General features: G+C 65.4%; 26 protein-coding genes and 1 riboswitch. Of the genes, 9 read left to right on the top strand and 17 right to left on the bottom strand.

Features of this window, described 5'->3' with window-relative positions; all coding sequences use genetic code 11:
• Positions 1 to 136 precede the first annotated feature (136 nt).
• Genes JQ586_RS21515 through cysG form a run of 5 tightly spaced genes read right to left on the bottom strand, consistent with a single transcriptional unit; the run spans position 137 to position 4,776 of the window.
• Positions 137 to 859, bottom strand: a complete 723-nt coding sequence (locus JQ586_RS21515; RefSeq protein WP_212396612.1) for a phosphoadenylyl-sulfate reductase — start codon at positions 857 to 859, stop codon at positions 137 to 139.
• Complete coding sequence (locus JQ586_RS21520) at positions 856 to 1,371, bottom strand: DUF934 domain-containing protein (protein WP_212396613.1); 516 nt, start codon at positions 1,369 to 1,371, stop codon at positions 856 to 858. The genes JQ586_RS21515 and JQ586_RS21520 overlap by 4 nt, the downstream gene beginning before the upstream one ends.
• Positions 1,358 to 3,013, bottom strand: coding sequence for a nitrite/sulfite reductase (locus JQ586_RS21525; RefSeq protein ID WP_212396614.1), 1,656 nt, complete (start codon positions 3,011 to 3,013; stop codon positions 1,358 to 1,360). The genes JQ586_RS21520 and JQ586_RS21525 overlap by 14 nt, the downstream gene beginning before the upstream one ends.
• A 12-nt stretch (positions 3,014 to 3,025) precedes the next feature.
• The gene (locus tag JQ586_RS21530; RefSeq protein WP_212396615.1) at positions 3,026 to 3,343 is read right to left on the bottom strand and encodes a DUF2849 domain-containing protein; all 318 of its coding nucleotides are present in this window, start codon (positions 3,341 to 3,343) and stop codon (positions 3,026 to 3,028) included.
• Positions 3,340 to 4,776: a siroheme synthase CysG gene (cysG, locus tag JQ586_RS21535; RefSeq protein ID WP_212396616.1), complete on the bottom strand. Its 1,437-nt coding sequence runs from the start codon at positions 4,774 to 4,776 to the stop codon at positions 3,340 to 3,342. Before cysG ends, JQ586_RS21530 begins: the two co-directional genes overlap by 4 nt.
• Positions 4,777 to 5,023: 247 nt before the next feature.
• On the opposite strand from cysG, the gene cysD reads away from it, so the two are divergent.
• The 3 genes from cysD (at position 5,024) to JQ586_RS21550 (ending at position 10,188) form a co-directional block, all read left to right on the top strand.
• Complete coding sequence (cysD, locus tag JQ586_RS21540; RefSeq protein WP_212396617.1) at positions 5,024 to 5,818, top strand: sulfate adenylyltransferase subunit CysD; 795 nt, start codon at positions 5,024 to 5,026, stop codon at positions 5,816 to 5,818.
• Positions 5,819 to 5,841: 23 nt separating this feature from the next.
• Entirely contained in the window at positions 5,842 to 7,761 is a 1,920-nt protein-coding gene (gene cysC / locus JQ586_RS21545) for an adenylyl-sulfate kinase (RefSeq protein WP_212396618.1), read from the top strand.
• A 264-nt stretch (positions 7,762 to 8,025) separates the two neighbouring features.
• The gene (locus tag JQ586_RS21550; protein WP_212396619.1) at positions 8,026 to 10,188 is read left to right on the top strand and encodes a malate synthase G; all 2,163 of its coding nucleotides are present in this window, start codon (positions 8,026 to 8,028) and stop codon (positions 10,186 to 10,188) included.
• Between the two features lie 84 nt (positions 10,189 to 10,272).
• Here JQ586_RS21550 and JQ586_RS21555 read toward each other — a convergent pair whose 3' ends face one another.
• The 3 genes from JQ586_RS21555 to JQ586_RS21565 all read right to left on the bottom strand — a co-directional run bounded on the left by JQ586_RS21555 (position 10,273) and on the right by JQ586_RS21565 (position 11,995).
• Positions 10,273 to 10,428 carry a Thivi_2564 family membrane protein gene (locus JQ586_RS21555; RefSeq protein WP_212396620.1) on the bottom strand — a complete coding sequence of 52 codons (156 nt, stop codon included), beginning with the start codon at positions 10,426 to 10,428 and terminating at the stop codon, positions 10,273 to 10,275.
• 92 nt (positions 10,429 to 10,520) lie between these two features.
• Positions 10,521 to 11,153 carry a DUF2865 domain-containing protein gene (locus JQ586_RS21560; RefSeq protein ID WP_212396621.1) on the bottom strand — a complete coding sequence of 211 codons (633 nt, stop codon included), beginning with the start codon at positions 11,151 to 11,153 and terminating at the stop codon, positions 10,521 to 10,523.
• A 32-nt stretch (positions 11,154 to 11,185) separates the two neighbouring features.
• Positions 11,186 to 11,995: a L,D-transpeptidase gene (locus JQ586_RS21565; protein WP_212396622.1), complete on the bottom strand. Its 810-nt coding sequence runs from the start codon at positions 11,993 to 11,995 to the stop codon at positions 11,186 to 11,188.
• Positions 11,996 to 12,225: 230 nt separating this feature from the next.
• On the opposite strand from JQ586_RS21565, the gene JQ586_RS21570 reads away from it, so the two are divergent.
• The 3 genes from JQ586_RS21570 (at position 12,226) to JQ586_RS21580 (ending at position 14,322) form a co-directional block, all read left to right on the top strand.
• Positions 12,226 to 13,344 (top strand): AI-2E family transporter, encoded by a 1,119-nt coding sequence (locus JQ586_RS21570; protein ID WP_212396623.1) that lies wholly within the window; start codon positions 12,226 to 12,228, stop codon positions 13,342 to 13,344.
• Between the two features lie 87 nt (positions 13,345 to 13,431).
• Positions 13,432 to 13,803 carry a YqjD family protein gene (locus JQ586_RS21575; protein WP_212396624.1) on the top strand — a complete coding sequence of 124 codons (372 nt, stop codon included), beginning with the start codon at positions 13,432 to 13,434 and terminating at the stop codon, positions 13,801 to 13,803.
• A 78-nt stretch (positions 13,804 to 13,881) separates the two neighbouring features.
• Positions 13,882 to 14,322 carry a hypothetical protein gene (locus JQ586_RS21580; RefSeq protein WP_212396625.1) on the top strand — a complete coding sequence of 147 codons (441 nt, stop codon included), beginning with the start codon at positions 13,882 to 13,884 and terminating at the stop codon, positions 14,320 to 14,322.
• 199 nt (positions 14,323 to 14,521) lie between these two features.
• On the opposite strand, the gene JQ586_RS21585 is transcribed toward JQ586_RS21580, so the two are convergent.
• Complete coding sequence (locus JQ586_RS21585) at positions 14,522 to 14,932, bottom strand: hypothetical protein (protein WP_212396626.1); 411 nt, start codon at positions 14,930 to 14,932, stop codon at positions 14,522 to 14,524.
• Between the two features lie 426 nt (positions 14,933 to 15,358).
• On the opposite strand from JQ586_RS21585, the gene JQ586_RS21590 reads away from it, so the two are divergent.
• The gene (locus JQ586_RS21590; RefSeq protein ID WP_212396627.1) at positions 15,359 to 16,582 is read left to right on the top strand and encodes an ABC transporter substrate-binding protein; all 1,224 of its coding nucleotides are present in this window, start codon (positions 15,359 to 15,361) and stop codon (positions 16,580 to 16,582) included.
• 18 nt (positions 16,583 to 16,600) lie between these two features.
• On the opposite strand, the gene JQ586_RS21595 is transcribed toward JQ586_RS21590, so the two are convergent.
• The 4 genes from JQ586_RS21595 to JQ586_RS21610 form a co-directional block, all read right to left on the bottom strand.
• On the bottom strand, positions 16,601 to 17,530 hold the full coding sequence (locus JQ586_RS21595) for a DMT family transporter (RefSeq protein WP_212396628.1): 930 nt from the start codon (positions 17,528 to 17,530) through the stop codon (positions 16,601 to 16,603).
• Between the two features lie 40 nt (positions 17,531 to 17,570).
• Positions 17,571 to 18,884: a chloride channel protein gene (locus JQ586_RS21600; protein ID WP_212396629.1), complete on the bottom strand. Its 1,314-nt coding sequence runs from the start codon at positions 18,882 to 18,884 to the stop codon at positions 17,571 to 17,573.
• Between the two features lie 78 nt (positions 18,885 to 18,962).
• Positions 18,963 to 19,643, bottom strand: a complete 681-nt coding sequence (locus tag JQ586_RS21605) for a transglutaminase family protein (RefSeq protein ID WP_212396630.1) — start codon at positions 19,641 to 19,643, stop codon at positions 18,963 to 18,965.
• Positions 19,644 to 19,704: 61 nt separating this feature from the next.
• Positions 19,705 to 19,926: a hypothetical protein gene (locus JQ586_RS21610; protein ID WP_212396631.1), complete on the bottom strand. Its 222-nt coding sequence runs from the start codon at positions 19,924 to 19,926 to the stop codon at positions 19,705 to 19,707.
• Between the two features lie 177 nt (positions 19,927 to 20,103).
• On the opposite strand from JQ586_RS21610, the gene JQ586_RS21615 reads away from it, so the two are divergent.
• Entirely contained in the window at positions 20,104 to 20,358 is a 255-nt protein-coding gene (locus JQ586_RS21615; protein ID WP_212396632.1) for a hypothetical protein, read from the top strand.
• Positions 20,359 to 20,367: 9 nt separating this feature from the next.
• Here JQ586_RS21615 and crcB read toward each other — a convergent pair whose 3' ends face one another.
• The 4 genes from crcB to JQ586_RS21635 all read right to left on the bottom strand — a co-directional run bounded on the left by crcB (position 20,368) and on the right by JQ586_RS21635 (position 21,464).
• On the bottom strand, positions 20,368 to 20,754 hold the full coding sequence (gene crcB / locus JQ586_RS21620; protein WP_212396633.1) for a fluoride efflux transporter CrcB: 387 nt from the start codon (positions 20,752 to 20,754) through the stop codon (positions 20,368 to 20,370).
• Positions 20,751 to 20,924 (bottom strand): hypothetical protein, encoded by a 174-nt coding sequence (locus JQ586_RS21625; protein ID WP_212396703.1) that lies wholly within the window; start codon positions 20,922 to 20,924, stop codon positions 20,751 to 20,753. The genes crcB and JQ586_RS21625 overlap by 4 nt, the downstream gene beginning before the upstream one ends.
• A gap of 69 nt (positions 20,925 to 20,993) precedes the next feature.
• Positions 20,994 to 21,054, bottom strand: a riboswitch (Fluoride riboswitch).
• A gap of 73 nt (positions 21,055 to 21,127) precedes the next feature.
• Positions 21,128 to 21,250, bottom strand: a complete 123-nt coding sequence (locus JQ586_RS41155) for a hypothetical protein (protein WP_283815468.1) — start codon at positions 21,248 to 21,250, stop codon at positions 21,128 to 21,130.
• A gap of 37 nt (positions 21,251 to 21,287) precedes the next feature.
• Positions 21,288 to 21,464, bottom strand: a complete 177-nt coding sequence (locus JQ586_RS21635; protein ID WP_212396635.1) for a hypothetical protein — start codon at positions 21,462 to 21,464, stop codon at positions 21,288 to 21,290.
• A gap of 168 nt (positions 21,465 to 21,632) precedes the next feature.
• Between JQ586_RS21635 and JQ586_RS21640 the strand changes: the two genes are divergently transcribed.
• Positions 21,633 to 21,893 carry a hypothetical protein gene (locus JQ586_RS21640; RefSeq protein WP_212396636.1) on the top strand — a complete coding sequence of 87 codons (261 nt, stop codon included), beginning with the start codon at positions 21,633 to 21,635 and terminating at the stop codon, positions 21,891 to 21,893.
• Positions 21,894 to 21,903: the final 10 nt, after the last annotated feature.

Below are 21,903 nucleotides of genomic sequence, written 5' to 3' on the forward strand. Positions count from 1 at the left end.
CGCGCATCAGGGAACACGCAAGACATAACTCGCGGTGAAGTGGTCTTGAGTCAACGAAACCGCTTTTCATTGTTTGCGGCCGCGCAGCGCAGCTGTGCTACGAATCCGTCGTCGCGCGACGTGTTTTGTCGTTGGGCTACGACATCTTGGTCGTGTGGATGCCGCACTCCGTCTTCGCACGACCGCGCCAGCGGCCGTCGCGCGCATCCTCCCCGGGCGCAGACCGGCTGCTGCAGGGCATACACCCGACCGAGAGATAACCCGATGCGACAAGTGGATGCGGCGGCAATTTGCCGAGCGCGTAGATCGCCTCGATCTCCTCGCGCGACACATTGGCCAACGGGTTGAATTTCAACCTTACGCCGTCATCCTCGACCACGGGGATGTCGGCGCGGGTGGCGCTCTGGAAGCGCTTGCGGCCGTTGATCCAGGCCGAGAACGGCTTCAGCGCCCGCGCCAGCGGCTCGACCTTGCGGATGCGGCAGCAGGCATCCGGATCGGTGAACCACAGCTCGCGGTCGGGATCCTCGCGCGACAGCGTCTCCTCGAGCGGCTTGATCGATCGCACATCGCGAAGGCCGAGGCTCTCGATCAGCGTGTCGCGATAGGCCAGCGTCTCCTCGAACAGCCAGCCGGTGTCGAGGAAGATCACGGGGATGGCCGGATCGACATCCGCCATCACCTTGAGCAGCGCGGCCGATTCGGTGCCGAACGACGACACCAGCGCGAGATGTTCACGGCCGACCCTCTTCAATGCGGTCGCGATCACCTCCGCGGGCGAGGCCGCGCGCAACGCGCGATCGAGCGCATCGGCCGACTCCGGCCGGGGCGGCGACAACTCCGGTGCAAGCGTGCTCACTGGCCTGCGCTCTCCGAGTGGCGCTGCTGCATGCGACGATTGAGCGCAGTGAGGCGGCCGTCGCCGGTCGGCTGATAGAACACCGAATAGCGCTTCATGGTCTCGGCAAAGGCGGCGGCGTCGGCCTCCTTCTTAACCTCGAAGGCGTCGAAACCGGCGCGGGTCATGAACACGAACTGGTCGCGCAGCACCTGCCCGGTGGCGCGCAGCTCGCCGTCATAGCCATGGCGCTCGCGCAGCAGACGTGCCTGGCTGTAGGCACGGCCGTCGCGGAAGGTCGGGAACACCAGCGCGACCGTGGCGAGGCGATCGAGATAGGGCACGAGATCGTCGAGGTCGCGATTGTTCGGCCAGATTACGCCGGTCTTGCCGGCACGGCGCAGCAACGCCTCGGGATCGGCGAGGAAGCGCTCCGATGTGACCAGGATCGCGCCGTCGCCGGGCAATTCGGTGCCGTCGGCGACATGAACGAACAGATCGGTGGTGATACTTCCCTGCTTAACGAGTGGCATAGACCCGCTCCTTGAATGGCTCGACGCCCAGACGCTTCACCGTATCGACGAACAGTTCCTCGGGACGGTCGCGCAGCGCGAGATAGGCTTCAACAATGTCTTCGACAACATCGGCAACTTCCGCGTAGGGAACGGCCGGGCCGATCAACGTGCCCATCTGCGCGTTCTCGTCGGCGCGGCCGCCGATCGTGATCTGGTAGAATTCCTCGCCGTTCTTCTCGACGCCGAGAATGCCGATATGGCCGACATGGTGGTGGCCGCAGGCGTTGATGCAGCCGGAGATGTTGATATGGAGCCGGCCGATCAGGCCGGCGGTGTCGTGGTTGGCGAACCGCCGCGTCAGCTCCTGCGCGATCGGGATCGAGCGCGCATTCGCCAGCGAGCAGTAATCCAGCCCCGGGCAGGCGATGATGTCGGTGACGAGGTTGACGTTCGGCGTCGCGAGGCCGAGGCGGTCGAGCGCCTTGAACAGGGCGGGCAAATCGCGCTTGGCGACGTGCGGCAGCGCCAGGTTCTGTTCATGGCCGACGCGGATCTCGCCGAACGAATACTTGTCGGCAAGATCGGCGACCGCGTCCATCTGCTCGGCGGTGGCATCGCCCGGCGGGCCGCCGACCGGCTTCAGCGACAGCGTCACGATCGAATAGCCCTGCACCTTGTGCGGGGCCACCGAGTTCCTGCGCCAGCGCTCGAACAGCGGATCATGCGCGGCCTGCTTCAGCTCGTCCGGCATGTGCGGCAGCTTTTCGTAGAGGGGGTAGGAGAAGCGCGAGCGGACCTCCTCGATGGCGGCGCGATCGAGCCGCAGCTCGGTGTCGCCCATCTGCTTCCACTCCTCGTCGACTTCCCTGGCGAACTTCTCGATGCCGAGCTCGTGCACCAGGATCTTGATGCGCGCCTTGTAGATGTTGTCGCGGCGGCCGTACTGGTTGTAGACCCTTAGGATCGCCTCGATGTAGCTGAGGACGTCGCGGCCGTTCACGAACGGCTTGATGGTCTTGGCGATGAACGGTGTGCGGCCGAGGCCGCCGCCGACCAGAACCTCGAAGCCGGTCTCGCCATCGGCGTTCCTGTGCAGCCGCAGCCCGATGTCGTGAATCTTGATCGCGGCGCGGTCGTGCTCGGAGGCGGTGATTGCGATCTTGAACTTGCGCGGCAGGAAAGAGAATTCCGGGTGCAGCGTGGTGTGCTGACGAATCAGCTCCGACCAGATGCGGGGATCCTCGATCTCGCCCGGCGCGACCCCGGCCCACTGGTCCGAGGTGACATTGCGCATGTTGTTGCCCGAGGTCTGCATCGCGTGGATGCCGACCTCGGCGAGGTCGGCCAGCGCGTCCGGCAGCTCCGCGAGCTTGATCCAGTTGAACTGGATGTTCTGCCGCGTGGTGAAATGGCCATAGCCGCGGTCGTAGCGGCGCGCGACATGGGCGAGCCGGCGCAGCTGCTTCGACGACAGCGTGCCATAGGGGATCGCGACACGGAACATGTAGGCGTGCAGTTGCAGGTACACGCCATTCTGCAGCCGCAGCAGCTTGAATTCGTCCTCGGTGAGCTCGCCGGAAAGGCGACGCTTCACCTGATCGCGGAATTCCGAGACACGCTCGTTGATCAGCGTGCGATCGAGTTCGTCATATGCATACATGATCGATCAACCCTACGCCGGCACACGGAGATCGATGGTGACGCCCTTGGCGCGGATATGTTCGCGGAGATTGCCGGGCTGGATCTTGCCGCCGTCCTTGAGGTCGACCGGCGCGACATAGGCGCCGACCGCGCCGACATCGTCGGCTGTGGCTTCGGCGAGCAGGACGCGAGCATCGTCGGACGTGCCGACGGTCGCGGCGTCGGCAAGCTCGGTCGACCAGCCCTTCTGGGCGGTGCGGTAGACTACCGCGCCATCCCAGGTGCGGTTCGCGGTCACCACCGACGGTCCTGTGATGCGGATCTTCTTCTGTTCAAGCGGAGAGGTCATTCGGCAGCTTCCAGCAGTTCGGAGAGGATTTTGGTGGGGTTGGATTGGCGCCATGGCGCGGATTGCGCCACCACGTCGCCAATGATGAGGATGGCGGGACCGCCATCGATGGTCTTGACCAGGTCGGGCAGGCGCGCCAGCGGGCCGACCGCCGACTTGGCATCGGGACGCGTGACGCGAGCGAACACGCCGACCGGCGTCTCGGGCGAACGGCCCGCGGCGAGCAGGCCGGTGCGGATCGTGGATGCCGCAGTCATGCCCATGTAGACGACGACGGTCATCGTCTTGTCGGTGAGCGCGGACCAGTCCACCGCCTCGGCATCGCGCGCCTTGTGCGCGGTGAGGAAGGTGATGCGCCGCGCCTTGTGACGATAGGTCAGCGGCGCCTCGAACTGCGCGGCGGCGCCAAGGCCCGCGGTGATTCCGGGAATAATCGAATAATCCACACCGGCCGCACGCAGCGCGGTGACCTCCTCGCCGCCGCGGCCGAAGACGAAGGGATCGCCACCCTTCAGCCGCACCGCGCGCTGGCCGGATTTCGCGGCCTCGATCATCAGTCTGTTGGTCGCGTCCTGACCGATGCCGGGCTTGCCGACGCGGCGGCCGACCGCAACCCGCGCGGCGTCGCGCCTGATCCGGTCGAGGATCTCCGGCGACACCAGCTCGTCATAGAACACGATGTCGGCGTCCTGCAGCGCACGCAGCGCCTTGACGGTGAGCAGATCCGGGTCGCCCGGACCGGCGCCCACCAGCGTCACATGGCCTTCTGCCTTGCCCTCCCCGGTTGCACCGGCGAATGCGGACGGATCGGCGATCGCCTCCAGCGCCTTTGCGGCCTCGGCCTTGCGGCCGGCCAGCACAAGCGCGCCGATCGGGCCGTCGACAATGCGCTCCCAGAAGCGTCGGCGCAGTAGCGAGTCGGAGATGACGCCGTGGATCGACTTGCGGAAACCTCCGATGAAGCCGGCGAGATCGCCGATCCGTGCCGGCAGCACCGCCTCGATGCGCTCGCGGATGCGGCGCGCCACCACCGGCGACGTGCCGCCGGTCCCGACGGCGACGATGACGTCGCCGCGATCGACGATCGCCGGGAAGATGAAGGTCGAGTGGTCGAGGTCGTCCATCACGTTGACGGGCAGGCCGGCCGCCCTGGCGCGCACAGACATCGCAACGCCGATATCACCCGCGCCGGCGCAGAGAATTGCAATGACGCCTTTCAGATCGGCCGCGAGCGGATCGCCGTCGGCGCGCTCGATCCGCGCCGCGTCGGCGGCGGCAAGGCCAGCGAGATCGTGTTGGCCATCGGTCGCATACCAGCGGACCCGCGCGCCGGCAGCCGCCAGCAGGCGCAACTTGGCGCGCACCAGCTCGCCCGCTCCTACGAGCAGCACCTTGCCGGCATGCAGATCCAGAAAGACGGGCAGATATCGCATCAGTTACTCGCTTCCCCAACTTGGGGGTTGACTGAAATTATTTTCTATTTATGTGTCGATCAAGGCCAATAAAGAGAAAATTATTTCTTCTATATTGCGCCGCAACTTTAGAATTTTCACCTCCCAAGGCCAAGGCCGATAGATGCATCTTCTCGACAACGAATCTGCCGCCACCGGGTCTCGGCCCTCAGCCCTCCGCAAAGCAGCTTCCGTGCCGAATATTTCGGCCGATCGGGGAGCGCCTTCGATGGATCACCTCGACGAGCTCGAGGCGCAGAGCATCTACATCCTGCGCGAGGCGTTCGCACGGTTGAAGAAGCTGGCTCTGCTGTGGTCGCTGGGCAAGGACTCCAACGTGATGATCTGGCTGGCGCGCAAGGCGTTCTTCGGCCGCGTCCCGTTCCCGGCACTGCATGTCGACACCGGCAAGAAGTTTCCGGAGATGTACGCGTTCCGCGATCGCTTCGGTAAGGAATGGGATCTCGATTTGCGCGTCGAGCCCTGCCCGCCGATCGACAGCGTCGACCCGACCCTGCCGCCGGCCGCGCGTTCCGCCGCGCGCAAGACCGAAGGCCTCAAGCTTGCGCTCAACAAGTTCGGCTTTGACGGGCTGATCGCCGGCATCCGCCGCGACGAGGAAGCGACCCGTGCGAAAGAGCGCGTATTCTCCCCGCGCGGGCTCGAAGGCGAATGGGACGTGCGCGATCAGCCGCCGGAATTCTGGGACCATTTCAACGCCTCGCCGCCGCAGGGCGCGCATTTGCGCATCCATCCGATCCTGCATTGGACCGAGGCCGATATCTGGGCCTACACCAAGCGCGAGAACATCCCGATCATCCCGCTCTACCTCGCAAGGGATGGCAAGCGCTATCGCTCGCTGGGCGACGCCGACATCACCTTCCCGGTCGCCTCGACCGCCTCGAACATCGACGAGATCCTGACCGAGCTCGACGGCACCAAGGTGCCCGAGCGCGCCGGCCGCGCACTCGACCACGAGACCGAGGATGCGTTCGAGCGGCTGCGTGTCGCCGGCTATCTCTGATTCCAAAAGGCGCGAGCGTTACGATGAACATGATCCTTCCCACCGCCTCGATCTCGGCAACGCCCAACGGCACGACGCGGCCGCAGGTGCGCATCGTCATCGTGGGCCACGTCGATCACGGCAAGTCCACTCTGGTCGGCCGCCTGCTGCACGAGACCGGCAGCCTGCCGGACGGAAAGCTGGAGATGCTGAAGGCGGTCAGCGCGCGGCGCGGCATGCCGTTCGAATGGTCATTCCTGCTCGACGCGCTGCAGACCGAGCGCGACCAGGGCATCACCATCGACACCACGCAGATCCGCTTCCGAACCGGCTCGCGCGACGTCGTGCTGATCGACGCGCCCGGCCACGCCGAGTTCCTCCGCAACATGATCACCGGCGCTTCGCAGGCCGATGGTGCGGTGCTGATCATCGATGCACTGGAGGGTGTGCGCGACCAGACGCGGCGGCACGGCTATCTCCTGCATCTGCTTGGCGTGAAGCAGGTCGCCGTCGTCGTCAACAAGATGGACCGGGTCGAGTTCAGCGCCGACAGGTTCAAGGAGATCAGCGACGAGATTTCCGCGCACCTGATCGGCCTCGGCGTCAAGCCGACCGCCGTGATCCCGATCTCGGCACGTGACGGTGACGGTGTCGCCGAGCGCACGCCGCGGATCGGCTGGTACGCCGGTCCCACAGTGGTCGATGCGCTGGATGCGCTGGAGCCGGCGCGGCCGCTGGGCGAGCTCGCGCTGCGGCTGCCTGTGCAGGCGATCTACAAGTTCGACGACCGCCGCATCATCGCCGGGCGCATCGAGTCCGGCCACCTCAAGGCCGGCGACGAGATCGTGATCATGCCTGCCGGCAAGATCGCGAAGATCAGGAGCGTCGAGGGCTGGCCGGCGACGCCGGTGAGCGGCCCGCAAACCGCCGGACGCTCCGTCGGCATCACGCTCGACCGCGAGCTGTTCCTTGAGCGCGGCGACGTGATCGGTCATCCCGGGCAGAACCCGCGCGACACCCGCCGCATCCACGCCCGCATCTTCTGGCTGCACGACAAGCCGCTCACCAAGGGCGAGCAGATCCTGGTCCGCCTCGGCGCCAAGGAAAGCCGCGCCACCGTGGTCGCAATCGAGAAGGCGATCGACCCCGGCGCGCTGTCGAATGAAGAGAACACTGCGATCGCGCGCAACCATGTCGGCGAGATCGACATCTCGCTGGCGCAGCCGGTCGCAACCGATCCCTACACCGAGAACCCACGCACCGGGCGCCTGGTGATCGAGGTCAACGGCCGCATCGCCGGCGGTGGCCTCGTGCTGTCGGTCGACGCCGGTCGGCCGGCTGTGCCGGTCGATATCGTGCCGGTGGAATCCGCGCTGCGACCGGACGAGCGCTCCGCGCGCTACCACCACAATGGCGCGGTGATCTGGCTGACCGGTCTGCCCGGTTCCGGCAAATCGACGCTGGCGCGTGCGCTGGAGCGGCGGCTGTTCTCCACCGGCGGCTCGCCGATCCTGCTTGACGGCGACACGCTGCGTGCCGGGCTCAACGGCGATCTCGGCTTCTCGCCGCAGGACCGCAGCGAAAACATCCGCCGCCTTGCCGAGGTCGCGACCCATCTCGCGCGCAACGGCCATATCGCGATCGTCGCCGCGGTGTCGCCGTCGACCACCGACCGCGCGGCTGCGCGCCGCATCGCCGACAGCGCGTTCCGCGAAATCTATGTCGCAACCCCGGCCGAGGTCTGCGAGACACGCGATCCCAAGGGCCACTACGCCAAGGCCCGCGCCGGCGCGCTGCAGGGCTTCACGGGCATCGCCAACGACTATCAGCCGCCGACGGACAATGAGCTGACGATCGACACGTCGAACCGCTCGGTTGCCGATGCCGCCGACGAGATCGAGCGGATGCTGGCGAAGACCGGCATCCTGTTCGGCGAACTGACCGACTTCGCGGCGAATATCTAGCCCCTCGACTGCTGCCATCGCCCGGCTCGACCGGGCGACCCGGTATTCCGGAGGCATCGCCGCGTGAGCCGAAAGGTCGCGGCGTACTGGATGCCCCGCTCGAGGCGGGGCATGACGGCGGAATTCAGGGCGAAACAGGGGGGCCTTCTCAGAGCCGTGACTTTAGGGCTAAAAGGGCCGTGAACGCGGCCCTTTGGCGCGTTTTTTGCTGTTTTCCTATGGGAAGCAGCCTCGAAACGCCCGATTTTTTTGAGAAAGCCCATCATGACTCGTGTCGATGCCCACGGATTGAAGATCGCCCCTGTCCTGTTCGATTTCATCGCCAAGGAGGCGACGCCCAAGACCGGGATCGCGCCCGATGCGTTCTGGGCCGGACTGGCCGCCATCCTCCAGAAGCTCGGCCCGAAAAATCGCGAACTGCTCGCTTTCCGCGACACGCTACAGACGAAGATCGACGAGTGGCATCGCGGTCACAAGGGCAAGGCGTTCGACATCAACGCCTATACCGCGTTCCTGAGGGAAATCGGATACCTCCTGCCGGAGCCGGCCACCCACGCGGTCGAGACCGCCAATGTCGACGAGGAAATCGGCACGATCTGCGGCCCGCAGCTCGTGGTGCCGCTCACCAATGCCCGCTACGCGCTGAATGCCGCCAATGCGCGCTGGGGTTCGCTCTACGACGCCTTCTACGGCACCGATGCGATCCCGCATGATCCGAGCGAGGCGGGCCGCGGCTACAACAAGGCGCGCGGCGACAAGGTGATCGCGAAGGCCAAGGCCTTGCTCGATGCCGCCGCCCCGCTGGCGACCGCAAGCCACACCGACGTCGTCTCCTACAGCGTGATCGCCGGACAACTTTCGGCCAAGCTGAAGAGCGGCAACGCCACCGCGCTGAAGAACGCGGCGCAGTTCGCCGGCTACCAGGGCGAGCCTGCCCATCCGTCGGCGATCCTGCTGGTCAACAACGGCCTGCATGTCGAGATCAAGATCGACCGCAACAACGTCATCGGCAAGGACGATCCGGCAGGGGTCGCCGACATGATCATCGAGTCGGCCGTCTCGACCATCCTCGACATGGAGGACTCGGTCGCCGCCGTCGATGCCGAGGACAAAGTGCTGGTCTATCGCAACACGCTCGGCCTGATGAACGGCACGCTGTCAGCCGATTTCGAGAAGGGCGGCAAGACCCTGACCCGTTCGCTCAATGCCGACCGCGTCTACAAGACGCCCGCCGGCGGCGAGCTCAAGCTGCACGGCCGTAGCCTCTTGCTGATGCGCAATGTCGGCCATCACATGTTCACCGACGCCGTGCTCGACGCCAAGGGCAACGAGATCCCGGAAGGCATCCTCGACGCCGCGGTTGCCGGTCTGCTCGCGATTCACGATCTCAAGGGCAATTCCAAGGTCAGGAACAGCCGCACAGGCTCGGCCTATATCGTCAAGCCGAAGATGCATGGCCCCGACGAGGTGAGCCTGACCTGCGAGCTGTTCGGCGAGGTCGAGCGGATGCTCTCTCTGCCCGAGAACACGCTCAAGGTCGGCATCATGGACGAGGAGCGCCGCACCACGGTCAACCTCAAGGCCTGCATCCAGCGCGCCTCCAAGCGCATCATGTTCATCAACACCGGCTTCCTCGACCGCACCGGCGACGAGATCCACACCTCGATGGAAGCGGGTCCGATGATCCGCAAGAACGACATGAAGGCGCAGCCCTGGATCAAGGCCTATGAGGACTGGAACGTCGACACCGGCCTGGTCGACGGCCTGCCGGGCCACGCCCAGATCGGCAAGGGCATGTGGGCCGCGCCCGACAAGATGGCGGACATGCTGGCGCAGAAGCTCGGCCATCCGCAGGCCGGCGCCACCACCGCCTGGGTGCCGTCGCCAACTGCGGCGACGTTGCACGCTTTGCACTATCACCAGGTCAATGTGATCGCCCGCCAGCAGGAGCTCGCCAAGGGCGGGCCCCGCGCCAAGCTCTCCGACATCCTCACCATCCCGGTGTCGCAATCGAACTGGGCGCCCGACGATGTCAAGCAGGAGATCGACAACAACTGCCAGGGCATCCTCGGCTACGTCGTGCGCTGGATCGACCAGGGCGTCGGCTGCTCCAAGGTACCCGACATCCACGATGTCGGCCTGATGGAAGACCGCGCCACCTTGCGCATCTCGAGCCAGCACCTCGCGAACTGGCTGGAGCATGGTGTCGTCAGCAAGGACCAGGTGATGGAATCGCTGAAACGCATGGCCGTCGTGGTCGACAAGCAGAACGCCGGCGATCCGCTCTACAAGCCGATGGCGCCCTCGTTCGATGGTGTCGCCTTCCAGGCGGCCTGCGACCTCGTATTCAAGGGTCGCGCGCAGCCGAACGGCTACACGGAGTTCATCCTCACCGCGCGCCGCCGCGAGGCAAAGGCCGCGGGCTGATCGGCGAAAAGCCCCACACAAGCGAAAGCCCCGGCGTTATGCCGGGGCTTTTTTGTTGAAGACTCTCTACCGCTCCAGCGCAGCCTAGAACACTGCGATGTATTTCAGCAGCGAGATCACGCCGAGGATGATGACGACGACGCGCGCGATCTGCTTGGCGCGGCCGTCGAGCGGCAGCATGTTGATGAGATAAAGGACGAGAATAACGACAAGGAAGGTGACGAGAACGCTGACGAGCATGCGGGCTCCATGAAGGCATCAAAGGAAATTGCCGTTGGGCCGTTGCCAACGTACGAATGCGGCGCGGGTTCCCGCCTGCAAATGCTTCGGCGCTACTCGCGCGCCACGATCGGCGCGCGCTCGTATTTGGCGCGGATGCGTTCCGGCACCGGCGTGAAGTTCAAAGACGCCCCGCGCCGGTCGGGACCGCGGCTGACCGCCATCAGCCCGTCCTTGCTGGCGACGATGTCGCCCTTGCGCAGGGTCGGATCGTCCTCGATCTTGACCGCGGCAAGTCCGGTCGGATCCTTGCCGTTGCAGGTGCAACCGGCCACCAGCTCGTCGCGATAGCGGAATGCGTTGGGCAGCTCCGAATACGGCTCGCCGTTTTCGGTCGCGGCGCTGTCGATGCTGCCGCCATAGACGACCTGGGTCTCGGTCGCCGGGCAGAAGCTGTTGCAGGCCTCCGCCTTGCTCTGGTTGCCGGTCGCCGCGAGCGGGAAGTAGCGGCCGTCGCAGGTCCGCACGCAATAGGCCTGGCCGCCGCCATAGCGCGGACGCTCGACCTGCTGTGCCGCAGGCGAATTGCCGCCGTCGTCGAACGGCATCCGGATCACCGGCGGCCGGCCCCGCATCAGGCCGCCGAACAGCGCCGAGAAGAAATCCTGGGCTTGGGCGGCGGGCGCCAGCGCCAAGCCGAGCAACGCCGCCGTCCCGAACGCCGCCCACCGTTTGCCATGCTGCATCACGATCGCCACCACCGCACCATCGCCAATCCTCAATACAACGGCGTGGACGCGGGAATGTTCAATGCCTGGCGGCCCGAAGGCAGCGTCATCACCGCGGGATGCGGCTGCATCGGAGCCGGACGAACCGAGATCTGGGTCGCCGTCGGGCCGAGTTCGCGAGCGGCGAGGTGCGGCGCGTTCTTCGGCAGCACCACCACCCTGGTGCCGACATCGACGCGGCTGAACAGGTCGCTGACGTCCTCATTGGTGAGACGAATGCAGCCCGACGACACGAACTTGCCGATCGTGGTGGGATCGTTAGTGCCGTGGATGCGGTATTCGCTCGAGCCGAGATACATTGCGCGCGCGCCGAGCGGATTGCCCGGGCCGCCCGCCATGAACCGCGGCAGATAGGGCTGGCGCTTGATCATCTCCGCCGGCGGATGCCAGTCCGGCCACTCCGCCTTGTGGCTGATGGTCTGCACGCCCGACCAGGTGAAGCCCTCGCGGCCCACGCCGACGCCGTAACGGATCGCCCGGCCGCCGCCGAGCACGTAATAGAGCGCGGTGTTGCCGGTATCGATGATGACGGTGCCCGGCGCTTCCGTGGTGTTGAGCGCGACGATCGCGCGGCGCAGCCGTTCCGGCAACGCGCCGTCCTCGGTGGTGGGATCGGTCATCGCCTCGTCGGTCGGAAAAGCGTCGGGCTGGGTCGAGGCATAGCCGAGCGCGCGCGTGCTCACTTGCGCGCTGGCCGCGTCAGTGAGGACGAACGGCGCGACGAACAGGACGCTGGCGAAGGCAAGGGTGCGCGCTGCGCGCGACGAAAGCCGGCGGCTGGATAGAGACTGCTCTGTCATGTGCTGCCCCTGGGAAGGATACGCATCGTGGTGATGCCATGCGGAGCCAACGCGAACAGCCGCCGGACGGTTCCGCTGCGAATCGTCGCAAAGCCTCGCCTGTCAACCCGCCTGACCTCACGACTCCGCGATGGAACCTATCAAGGGGTCGGCCGTTCTCCTCAGGCAATCCGACGCGCGGGGCGACTTCGCGGCGCGGATTTTTTTTGTCCCCGGGCGGGAGAACGTTGGTGCGTGTCCTTCCGAGTGAACGACTGCTTGCCAGGGCGCCGCAAGGCGAAGGCACGCCCGTTCCCGACAGCAGCGCCGAACTGCCACCGGTGATCCGCCGCGCCGAGGTCGTGGCGTTCGCGCTGGTCACATTGCTCGTCATCGTGGTCGTCGCGGTGCTCTATGTGGCCCGGCCATTCTTCCTGCCGATCACCATGGCCTTCATCGTCGGCACCATGCTGTCGCCGGCTGCAAGCCTGCTCGAACGCTACCGGATTCCGCGCCCGCTCGGCGCGGTGCTGCTCGTGATCGCGGTCGGCGCGGCGGTCGCCTTCATTATCGGGCTGATCTCCGCGCCCGTGGTGGAGTGGAGCGCACGGCTGCCCGAACTGGGCGCGATCCTCAAAGAGAAGGTGCACGTGTTCGACCGACCGCTCGCATTGTGGCAAGAGCTGCAGAGCATGGTCGGCGGCTCCGACACGCTGGCGCCGTTTCAGTTGCCGAAACTCGACTGGGTGCAGCCGACCCTGGAATTCCTGTCGCCGACCTTCGCCGAGTTCCTGCTGTTCATCGCGACCCTGATCCTGTTCATCGCGAGCTGGAAGGATTTGCGCCGCGCGCTCGTGATGACCTTCAGCGAACGGCAAGCGCGGCTGCGCACCCTGCGCATCCTCAATGAGCTCGAAACCCATCTCGGCAACTATCTGCTGACGGTGACCATGATCAATGTCGGCGTCGGCATCATCACTGGCGTGATCTGTGCCGTCACCCGCATGCCCAACCCGGCCGGGCTCGGCGCGCTTGCCGCGACGCTGAACTTCATTCCGATCATCGGCCCGGTTGCGATGTTCGCCGTGCTGGTTACGGTCGGCATCATCGCCTTTCCGACCATCGGCGCCGGACTGATCGCACCCGCCTGCTTCGCGGTGGTCACCTTCCTCGAAGGCCACTTCGTCACACCGACGATCGTCGGCCGGCGGCTGTCACTCAACGCGTTGGCGGTCTTCCTAGCGCTGGCGTTCTGGACCTGGCTGTGGGGCCCGATCGGCGCATTCCTGTCGTCGCCGCTTCTGATCGTCGGATTGATCGTGAAGGAGCATTTGATGCCGGTCAATTCGCCGCAGCTGCCGGAGGACTAGTCAGGAGGCATGGTTGGTTTCGTCGCAGGAACTTTGCATTCGGCGAAGCGTTTTTCCTGCAACGCACGAATATTCCGGGAGCTTTCGATGTCGGGCACGGACAGCGCATTTGGGATCAGGAACATGACGGACAAAGCGACCTATGAGCGTCTCGAAAAGGATGTCTCAGCGGTGAAGAACGATATCGCAGCCCTCGCCGAGCAGATCACCGAGACGCTCAATGCGTTTGCCAGCGACGCGGGCAAGCAGGCCCGCCGCCGTTACAACGAGGCGCGCGCCAACGCCGAGTCCACCCTCGACGATGTGTCGGAGCGCAGCAGCGCGATGATCGGCGCCGCTCAGGACGCAGCCTCCTCGATCGAGGAGACGCTGGAAGAGGTGATCACGCAGCGGCCGCTTGCGACCGTCGGCCTCGCGCTCGGCCTTGGCTTCCTGATCGGCGTTACCTGGCGGCGCTAGGGCGCGACGACATGAGGTTGAACCTTCATCGCGCCGCCGCGTCGTTTGTCGAGGCGATTTTCAGGGCAAGGCAACTCAATGCTTCAGCGACTGATCGATAGTCTCAGGGACTCTGCAGGAAGCGCGCTGCGGCTGACCTCGCTCGCCGGCGCGGCGGCGATCGCGCTGTTCATCACCATCGCCTTCCTGTGCGCGGCCGCCTTCGTGTTCGTGCTGCAGAATTATGGTCCGGTGCAGGCGTGCCTGGTGGGGGCTGCGATCTTCTTCCTGGTCACGCTGGTCGCGGCCGGCCTCTATGTGCTGCGCAAGCGCAAGATGCAGCGGCGTGCCGAGAGGGCGGCCAAGGCGGCAAAATCGGCCACGGCTTCGATGCTCGCCGATCCCGCGCTGATCGCGACCGGCCTGCAGATCGGTCGCGCCATCGGCGTCAAGCGGCTGCTTCCGATCCTGGCGGTGGGCGGGATCGCGCTCGGGCTGATGGCGAGCCGCAGCGTCGCGAGCGACGAGCCCGCGGAATAGTTGCGGCCGTCTTTCCTTGCCGCCGTCCGGCCGAGCGCAATTGTGCCGGGACCCACACGCCTCAGCAGGTTAGCGGTTGGCGCTCGTCGTTCCCGTTGTCGGGCAGCAATCAGCGCTCGTTGATATGAGTCCGGCCGTCGCCAGGACGACGGCCGTCGGACGCGGGAGTGGACAGGCGCGCCGCAGATCCCACCAGCACTCAGGTGACGCAGCGGCCGGGCTGCAGCAGCTTGGCGACTTCGGTCAGCACACTGACCACGGGCTCGCAGGCCACCTTGCGGGGCTCGCCGGGCTTCGCCGCGCCGGGTCCGACCGGGCGGTTGCGCGCCTCTTCCTTCGCGACGAGGACGCGGACCAGCACCGAGGTATCGCGAAGACCGTCAAGCTTCAGCGCGATGGTTCGGCTCTTCATGCCGGGCATCGGAACCGTAGCCCGGTCGGCCTTGGCGGCGCGATTGACGACGTCCCCGGGCGCAGCAGCGATCCCGGGCGCGGCAGCGATCGCAGTGGCCTGGCGCCCAATCAGGTCGTGGCCGGATGCGAGCTGGACAGCGCCAAGCGTCAGGCCAACCGCAAGCAGGCCGAGAATTCCCTTCCGAATCTGTGGCATGTGATGTCCCTCGCCCCGTGGCATTTTCCCTTGGCGATCACGGACACAACGCGAACAAAACCGCCCCGGTTCCGGGGGCGGTGCAATCACTTAACCGTGTACGAAAAATATTTTCGGCGGTCTGGAACGAGTTCGGGGGCTTCCGAGTCATTCCGGCAGCCGGTTATTCCCCCTGCCCCATTGACCGGTGACGTAGGGCGCGACCGTGGTGATGCCGGTCGCGCCCTGCTTTTGTTGTGGGTGCCGGAATCCAGGGGCGGCTCCCCGCACTGCCGACAAATTGCCCAACCCGTCCACTACGCTGACACGCGAACAGACGGCGGCTTGACCTGGATCAACGAGGTCGCGGGCCGGCGGTCCTGACTGGTCAAGTCGCCCTCCGACCGGGTTCACACGGTGGGGACGCCCAAGCTTCCGGAGGCTCGCATGAAAGCACCGGGCCGTTTGCTGATCGGGTTGCTCGCCGCGCTGACGTCGCTGAGCGCGATGTCCCAGCGCCATGACGAAAGTCCCGCGACCGACGACGACATCCGTGTCGGCAACCTCTCGCCTTACACCGGGGCGCTTTCCGAATTTGCATCGATCGGAAAGGCTGAGGCCGCATATTTCCAGATGATCAACGACCGCGGCGGGATCAACGGGCGCAAGATCCGCTTCCTCTCCCGCGACGACAATTCCGATCCCTCCGTCGCCCTTGATCTGACCAAGGGGCTGGTCGAGCGGGACAAGGTCCTGTTGATGTTCAACTCGTTCGGAACTCCAGGCAACCTCGCGGTTCGCAAATATCTGAACGAGCGGAAGGTCCCGCAGCTGTTTGTCGCATCGGGCGATGAGGAGTTGAGCAATCCCGCGAGATTCCCCTGGACCATGGGTTGGCAACCATCCTTCCGCGCGGAGGGGCGCATCTTTGCGAACTACATCCAGGCGTCCTATCCCAACCGCAAGATCGTGGTGCTCTGGCAGAACGATCAGTTCGGGCGCGACATGTTCAGGGGATTCGAGGAGGGTCTCGGCGACCTGACCCGCATGATCCTCGTGGACGTCGCATTCGATATCGCCGACGAGCACATCGAGACCCACGTCTCGATCCTGAAGCGCAGCGGCGCCGATATCCTCGTCTTCGCGGGCGTTCCGAGCACAGCGTCCCAGGTGATCCGGCTGGCGGCCGATTCGGACTGGCATCCGGTGTTCATCCTCGCCGGCACCGCGGCCTCGATCGACACGGCGCTCAAGCCCGCCGGGACGGACAAGTCGCAGGGCGTGATCTCCACTGCATTCCTGAAGGACCCGAGCGACCCGGCCTGGAAGGACGATCCGGCCATCAAGGAATGGTCGGCCTTCGTGAGCAAATATTACCCGCAAGGCAACACCAGCGACTCGAACGCGCTCTATGGCTATGCGGCGGCGGAAACCCTGGTGCAGGTGCTGAAGCAGTGCGGCGACGATCTTTCACCTGACAACGTGATGCGGCAGGCAGAGTCGCTGAAGGACTACCAGCCGTCGGTGATGTTGCCCGGCATCAGGATCAACACGGCACCCTCCGATTTCCAGCCCATCAAGAAGCTGCGACTGATACAGTTTGACGGCCGCACCTGGCAACCGATCGGCGATGTGCTCGAAACGGCGTTTTCCGAGGCACCGAAGCGCTGATTGGGCAAGGCGGAGCGCTCATTTCCGCAGGCTCGCCCAGACACCGCCGAGGATCAGCAGGCCGCCGACGAGGTGGAGCAGGGTCGGCGGCTCGCCGAGGATGATCCATGACAGCAGCGCGCTCGCGATCGGGGCGACGTAGAGCACCAGCGACGTTCGGACCGAGCCGAATTTTGCGCCCAGCCAGGCGAAGCCGGCGTAAGCCAGCAGGCCCGGCACGAGGCCGGCGAAGACATAGGCCTCGAATGCCCTGGCGTTGAAGACCTCGGCCGGCGTGCGCCACATCTCGTGGATCGCGGGCGGCAGCGAGCATAGCGCGCCCGATGCGGCGAACAGGCTGACCCGCGCCAGCAGCGAGGCGCCCGGCGCAACGCGCGACTGCATCAGCGTGTAGCCGGACCAGCCGAGCATCGCGAGCACGACCAGCAGATCGCCCCACGCCGCGCTCGACTGCGTGAATGTCTCCAGATGGCCGCCCGAGACGATCAGGAGCGCGCCCGAGAGCGCCAGGCCGGTGCCGAGCCATTGCAGCGGGCCGATATGCTCGATGCCGAGCGCCGCCGAGATCAGCAGCACCATGATCGGCGACAGCGCGAAGATCAGCGCGATGTGGATCGCGGTGGTCGTGATGCCCGCGACATAGACCGGACCGCCGCAGAGGAACATGCCGAGAAAGCCGGCGGCGAGGATCGCCCAGGCGTTCCGTGCCAGCGGGATCTTGCCGGCGCGGATCTCGGCGATCGCAAATGGCGCAAGGCCGAGCGCGATGATGCTCCAGCGGAAGAACGCCAGCGAGAACGGCGGCACGGAACCGGCAAGGCCGCGCGCCAGAATCTGGTTGGAGGCTTGCCCCGCCGCCACCAGGATAAAGCCTGCTATCGCGATCGTATCCTGCCAGCCTGCGGCAGGGCGGTTCGCTCGGGACACGTCCGGCAAATCGGCAGTCATGCCGCACCATTCGGCTCAAGGTTCGCGACGGCCGCCCGGGTCAGACGGTTCTCGATTTCGCCCCAAGGCCGTCAGAGTGATACCCCGCGGCCAGCGCGTGATAAATACCCTCCCTGCAGACCAGTCGCGAGGTGGCGTAGGCGATCATCGCCGCCGTCATCAGAGGCACGACCATCGTGTGATTGTCCGTCATCTCGGTGACGATGACGAAAGCGGTGATCGGCGCCTGCACCACGCCCGCGAAATAGGACACCATTCCGAGCAGCATGATCGCAGCCACCGACGATCCAGGGAACAGCGACGCGACATCGCTGCCGAATCCGGCGCCGACCGCCAGCGAGGGCGCGAAGATGCCGCCGGGAATCCCGCTTATCGATGCAAAGGTGGTGGCGATCAGCTTCAGGATACCGAAACTGCCCGGCAGCGGCGTTCCGGTCTCGAGCGCGGCCCTCACTTGCGAATAGCCCGTGCCGTAGATGGTGTCGCCGGACAGGATGCCCGTGATCGCGACGGCCAAGCCGCAAACGGTTGCAAATGCGACCGGGAAACGCTTGATCCCGCGCCCGAGCGGATTGGCAAATCCGCGCGCCATCGCGATGACGACACGGCTGAACAGGCCCCCCAGCCCGCCTCCGATCACACCGCAGAGGGGAATGGCGAGCCAATCGTAACCACTCCGCAGCGCCATCACGCTGGTGCCGAAATAGGCATAATTGCCCATCAACGCGAGCGAGGTGAGACCGGCCGCGATCACCGCGGCAATGATCAGGCTCGATGTCCGGGTTTCGTAGGCGCGGCTCATCTCCTCGATACCGAACACGATGCCGGCGAGCGGCGTATTGAATGCCGCCGCCACGCCGGCCGCCGCCCCGGCCAGGATCAGGCCGGGCTGACGGCGCGGCGAGAAACGTCCCAGGGCGAACATGATGGATGCGCCAACCTGCACGGTGGGTCCCTCGCGCCCCACCGAGGCTCCGCACAACAGTCCAAGCAGCGTGAGCAGGATCTTCCCGATCGCGATCCGCATCGAGACCAGCGCCTCGCGCGCGGTCTGATCCGTGAGCTGGCGCGCGGCGATGGCCTGCGGAATCCCGCTGCCTTGCGCGTTCGGGAAAAAGCGCCGGGTCAGGAAGATCGACAGGCCAAAGCCGATTGGCGTGATCAGGAGCGCGATGTAGCGCGAGATCGAAAGCAGATCGGCGAAGGCGACCTGCGCCAGGTCCGCGAGCTTTGCGAGCGCCACCGCGGCGCAGCCGACACCGACGCCGCCAAGCAGGAAAATGCCCCGCCGCTGCCATCGACTCGATGTGATCCTGATTCGTCTTTTGTTGCGGGCCGAGAGGGCTAATGACATGGCTCAGTGTTAGTCGATAACGACGGACGATAGAAGCCGGACGCCGCCAAGGCACCGGTTAGCACAGCGGTTCGCCCGCTATTGCTCCGCCGCCTCGCGCTCCATGTCGCGGCCGGTCATGTCCTCACCCTGCATATTGGCATAATCCCGCGCCATCTCGCGCATCAGGAATTTGGCGGGGACGTCGTGATAGGTGCCGTGGTCGTTGACATACTGCATGTAGGTGCGTCCGGCGCCGTCGAAGGCGTGCAGCAGCGCGTCGCCGTGGCCGTCGAAATCGAGCGGCGCGACGCCGAGCTTGGCGCACAGCGTGTCGTTGAAGGTGGGAGTCGCCTTGCGCCAGGCGCCGTCGACGAACACCTCGGTGAAGCCGTGCCAGGTGAAGAGGTCGGTCCCCATGCTCTGGCGCAGCTTCTCGGTCGAGAGGTGGTTGCGCACATCGGCAAAGCCCACCCGTGCCGGGATGCCGTGAACCCGGCAGGCAGCCGCATAAAGCGCGGCCTTGCCGACGCAATAGCCGTTGCCGGCGGCGAGCACGCTGGAGGCCCGAAAACTCTCGGCGTTGCGCATGCTGACATAGGGGTTGTAGCGGATGCCGTCGCGCACCGCGGTGTAGAGCCGGCTCGCCTTGTCGCGCGCGGAATCCTCGGCGGGCGCAGCAGCGCGAGCGAATTCCACAACGGCGGGATGGTCGCTGTCGATGTATTCGCCGGGGTCGGTGTAGAGGCGGCTGATCGTGTCTGGAAGGGTGTCGGTCATGGCAAAAGATTAGCAAGCCGCTTCCGGGGAATTCAATGCAGCAACTGCACGCCTGCCCTGCTCAGTTCCTGAAGTGTTCGTCCCATTGCGGCGGCCGGTAGCTGCGCCGCTTCGCCTTGAAGTACTCACGCGCGAAATGGATGCCGATCCCGATCAGGAACGGCGGCGCCAGTGCGGCTCCGATCATGAAGACGGTGATGGATTTCGGCGTCAGGATATCCAGCACCATCGACGCCAGCAGCCACAGCGTGGCGCCAATCACCGCGACGTCGACGTGCTTCATTCCTTCTCGTCCCTTCGGCCGTGGCCGGCCATCAGGTTCCATACTACCGGCTGTGCCGATGCGCGCCAAGGATCGCGACTGTCGGACCACATCCACGACTTCACTTTTTTGGAACGGCGGTGCGGCGGGGGATGTTGATCCCAAAGAAATTAATTCGAATTCAACGCGGAGGCCGAATTGGGCAATTCCAGTGATATCCACAACGGCGTCGACCATCCCGCGAGCCGGAACGGCGTCAACGATCCCATCGACGGTGTCGATGTGAAGCGGACCTTCAACGACAACCAGACATCGCACGAACGGGCGCAATGGGCCGCCGATGTGCGTGCCGAACCCTCGCCACGAAGGGGCGAGGCCTTCCTGCCTGAAGCGCTGCGCCGGGAGCCGACCGCACCGCTCAATCCGCGCACGGGACGGCACCCGACCGAGTGAGGCGATGCCTTATGCCGTGAACGCCCGCACCACCAGCAGGCCGCCGAACAGTGCCAGGATCGACAGCGCAACCGAAGCTGCGATGTAGGCGCCGGCCGGCAGCAGTTCGCCGCGCTGCATCAGCACGATCACGTCCAGTGAGAAGGTCGAAAAAGTCGTGAAGCCGCCGCAGATGCCTATGGTGAGGAACACCCGCATTGTCTGGCTGACGCTCCACGCCAGCGCGAAGGATTCCGCGAAAACCCCGATCAGGAAGGAGCCGACGATATTGATCACCAGCGTGCCCCATGGAAATGCGGTGCCGACCAGGCGGCCCGCGCCGATCGCCACAAGGTAGCGCGCAACCGATCCCAGCGAGCCGCCGATCGCGACCGCCGCCAACAACTGGAAATTCAATGCTTTCCCCTTCTGGCCCGCCACTCGACGATGCCCGTCACGGTCCCGATGATAAAGGTCGCGGCGACCAACCCACCGGGCGCACCGGCCAGCAAGGCCACGACACCGACGAGCCAAATCGCCGCCACCAGCGGCAGCGCGATCGAGATTGACTGAGGAAGATCCGCCATACGTCGCCCCATCTCACACGCGGGGCGCGGCTTGGTCGGCGGGGGCGCACGCTCCTACCGACGCTATCGCGCCCGGTAGGAGCCATCAGCCTTGCGGCGGTTATCGGGGGACTCCATCCCCATCAGTGCGCGCGCATGCTACGGTGCGCCACGGATGCGGACAAGCCATTTTCTGAGATGCGCATTGCATGGATCGCGCCCACTCACGCCTGGCGCGACAGCATCGCATTCAGTTCGACCGCCGTCCGCAACTGCTCGATGCGCGCAACGAGGGAGTCGCGGCTTGCGCCGTCCGGCAGCCGCGAGAGTTCGGTTTCGAGCCGCACGCGGTGCTCCTCGAGGCGCTGCTCGAATGTGTGGGGCTCAGATCGCTTCCGCTTCTGAATCGTTTTCTGCATCGTCCACTTTCGGCGGTTGAAGGCCGGGGCTGTTGGCCCAGCGGTCCAGTTCATCGATGACCCGCTGGTGGCTCGGCCGACGTGGCTCGGGCGCCGCGGGCTCCTCTGACAGCTTCCGGGGTAGCTTGACTTGGTAAGTCATGGCGTCTCTCCGGGAAGGAAACGCCCTTCGGCACCCGACGTTCCTATTAAATGTATGATTTTGCTTGGTAATTTTACTCAACCAACTCTTTTATCTAAGGCTGGGGAACCCGCGGCGAGTTTGTTCGTTTAGCAAATTACTCATCTGGCTAACTTTGGGTGTTTTGCGATGAATGAGCTTCGCGCCGAACGTCTGCAGGTCATGCTGTCACCGGAGGAACTGGCGGCCCTCGACGATTTCCGTTTCAAGCACAGGATGCCGACCCGCGCGGCCGCGGTCCGCGAGTTGCTCAAGCTCGGTCTGGCCGGCGCAGGGCTCGATGCCAAGGCCGGCGTGAAATCGAGCGACTATGGTGTGTTCAGTCGAGGCCCGGAGGGGCACACGCAGGGAGAGGGAGAGGCCGAGCCCGATGTGCCCGGCGAGGATTGACGGCGCGTCC

The organism is Bradyrhizobium jicamae (genome assembly GCF_018130215.1).
Lineage (GTDB): Bacteria > Pseudomonadota > Alphaproteobacteria > Rhizobiales > Xanthobacteraceae > Bradyrhizobium > Bradyrhizobium jicamae_A.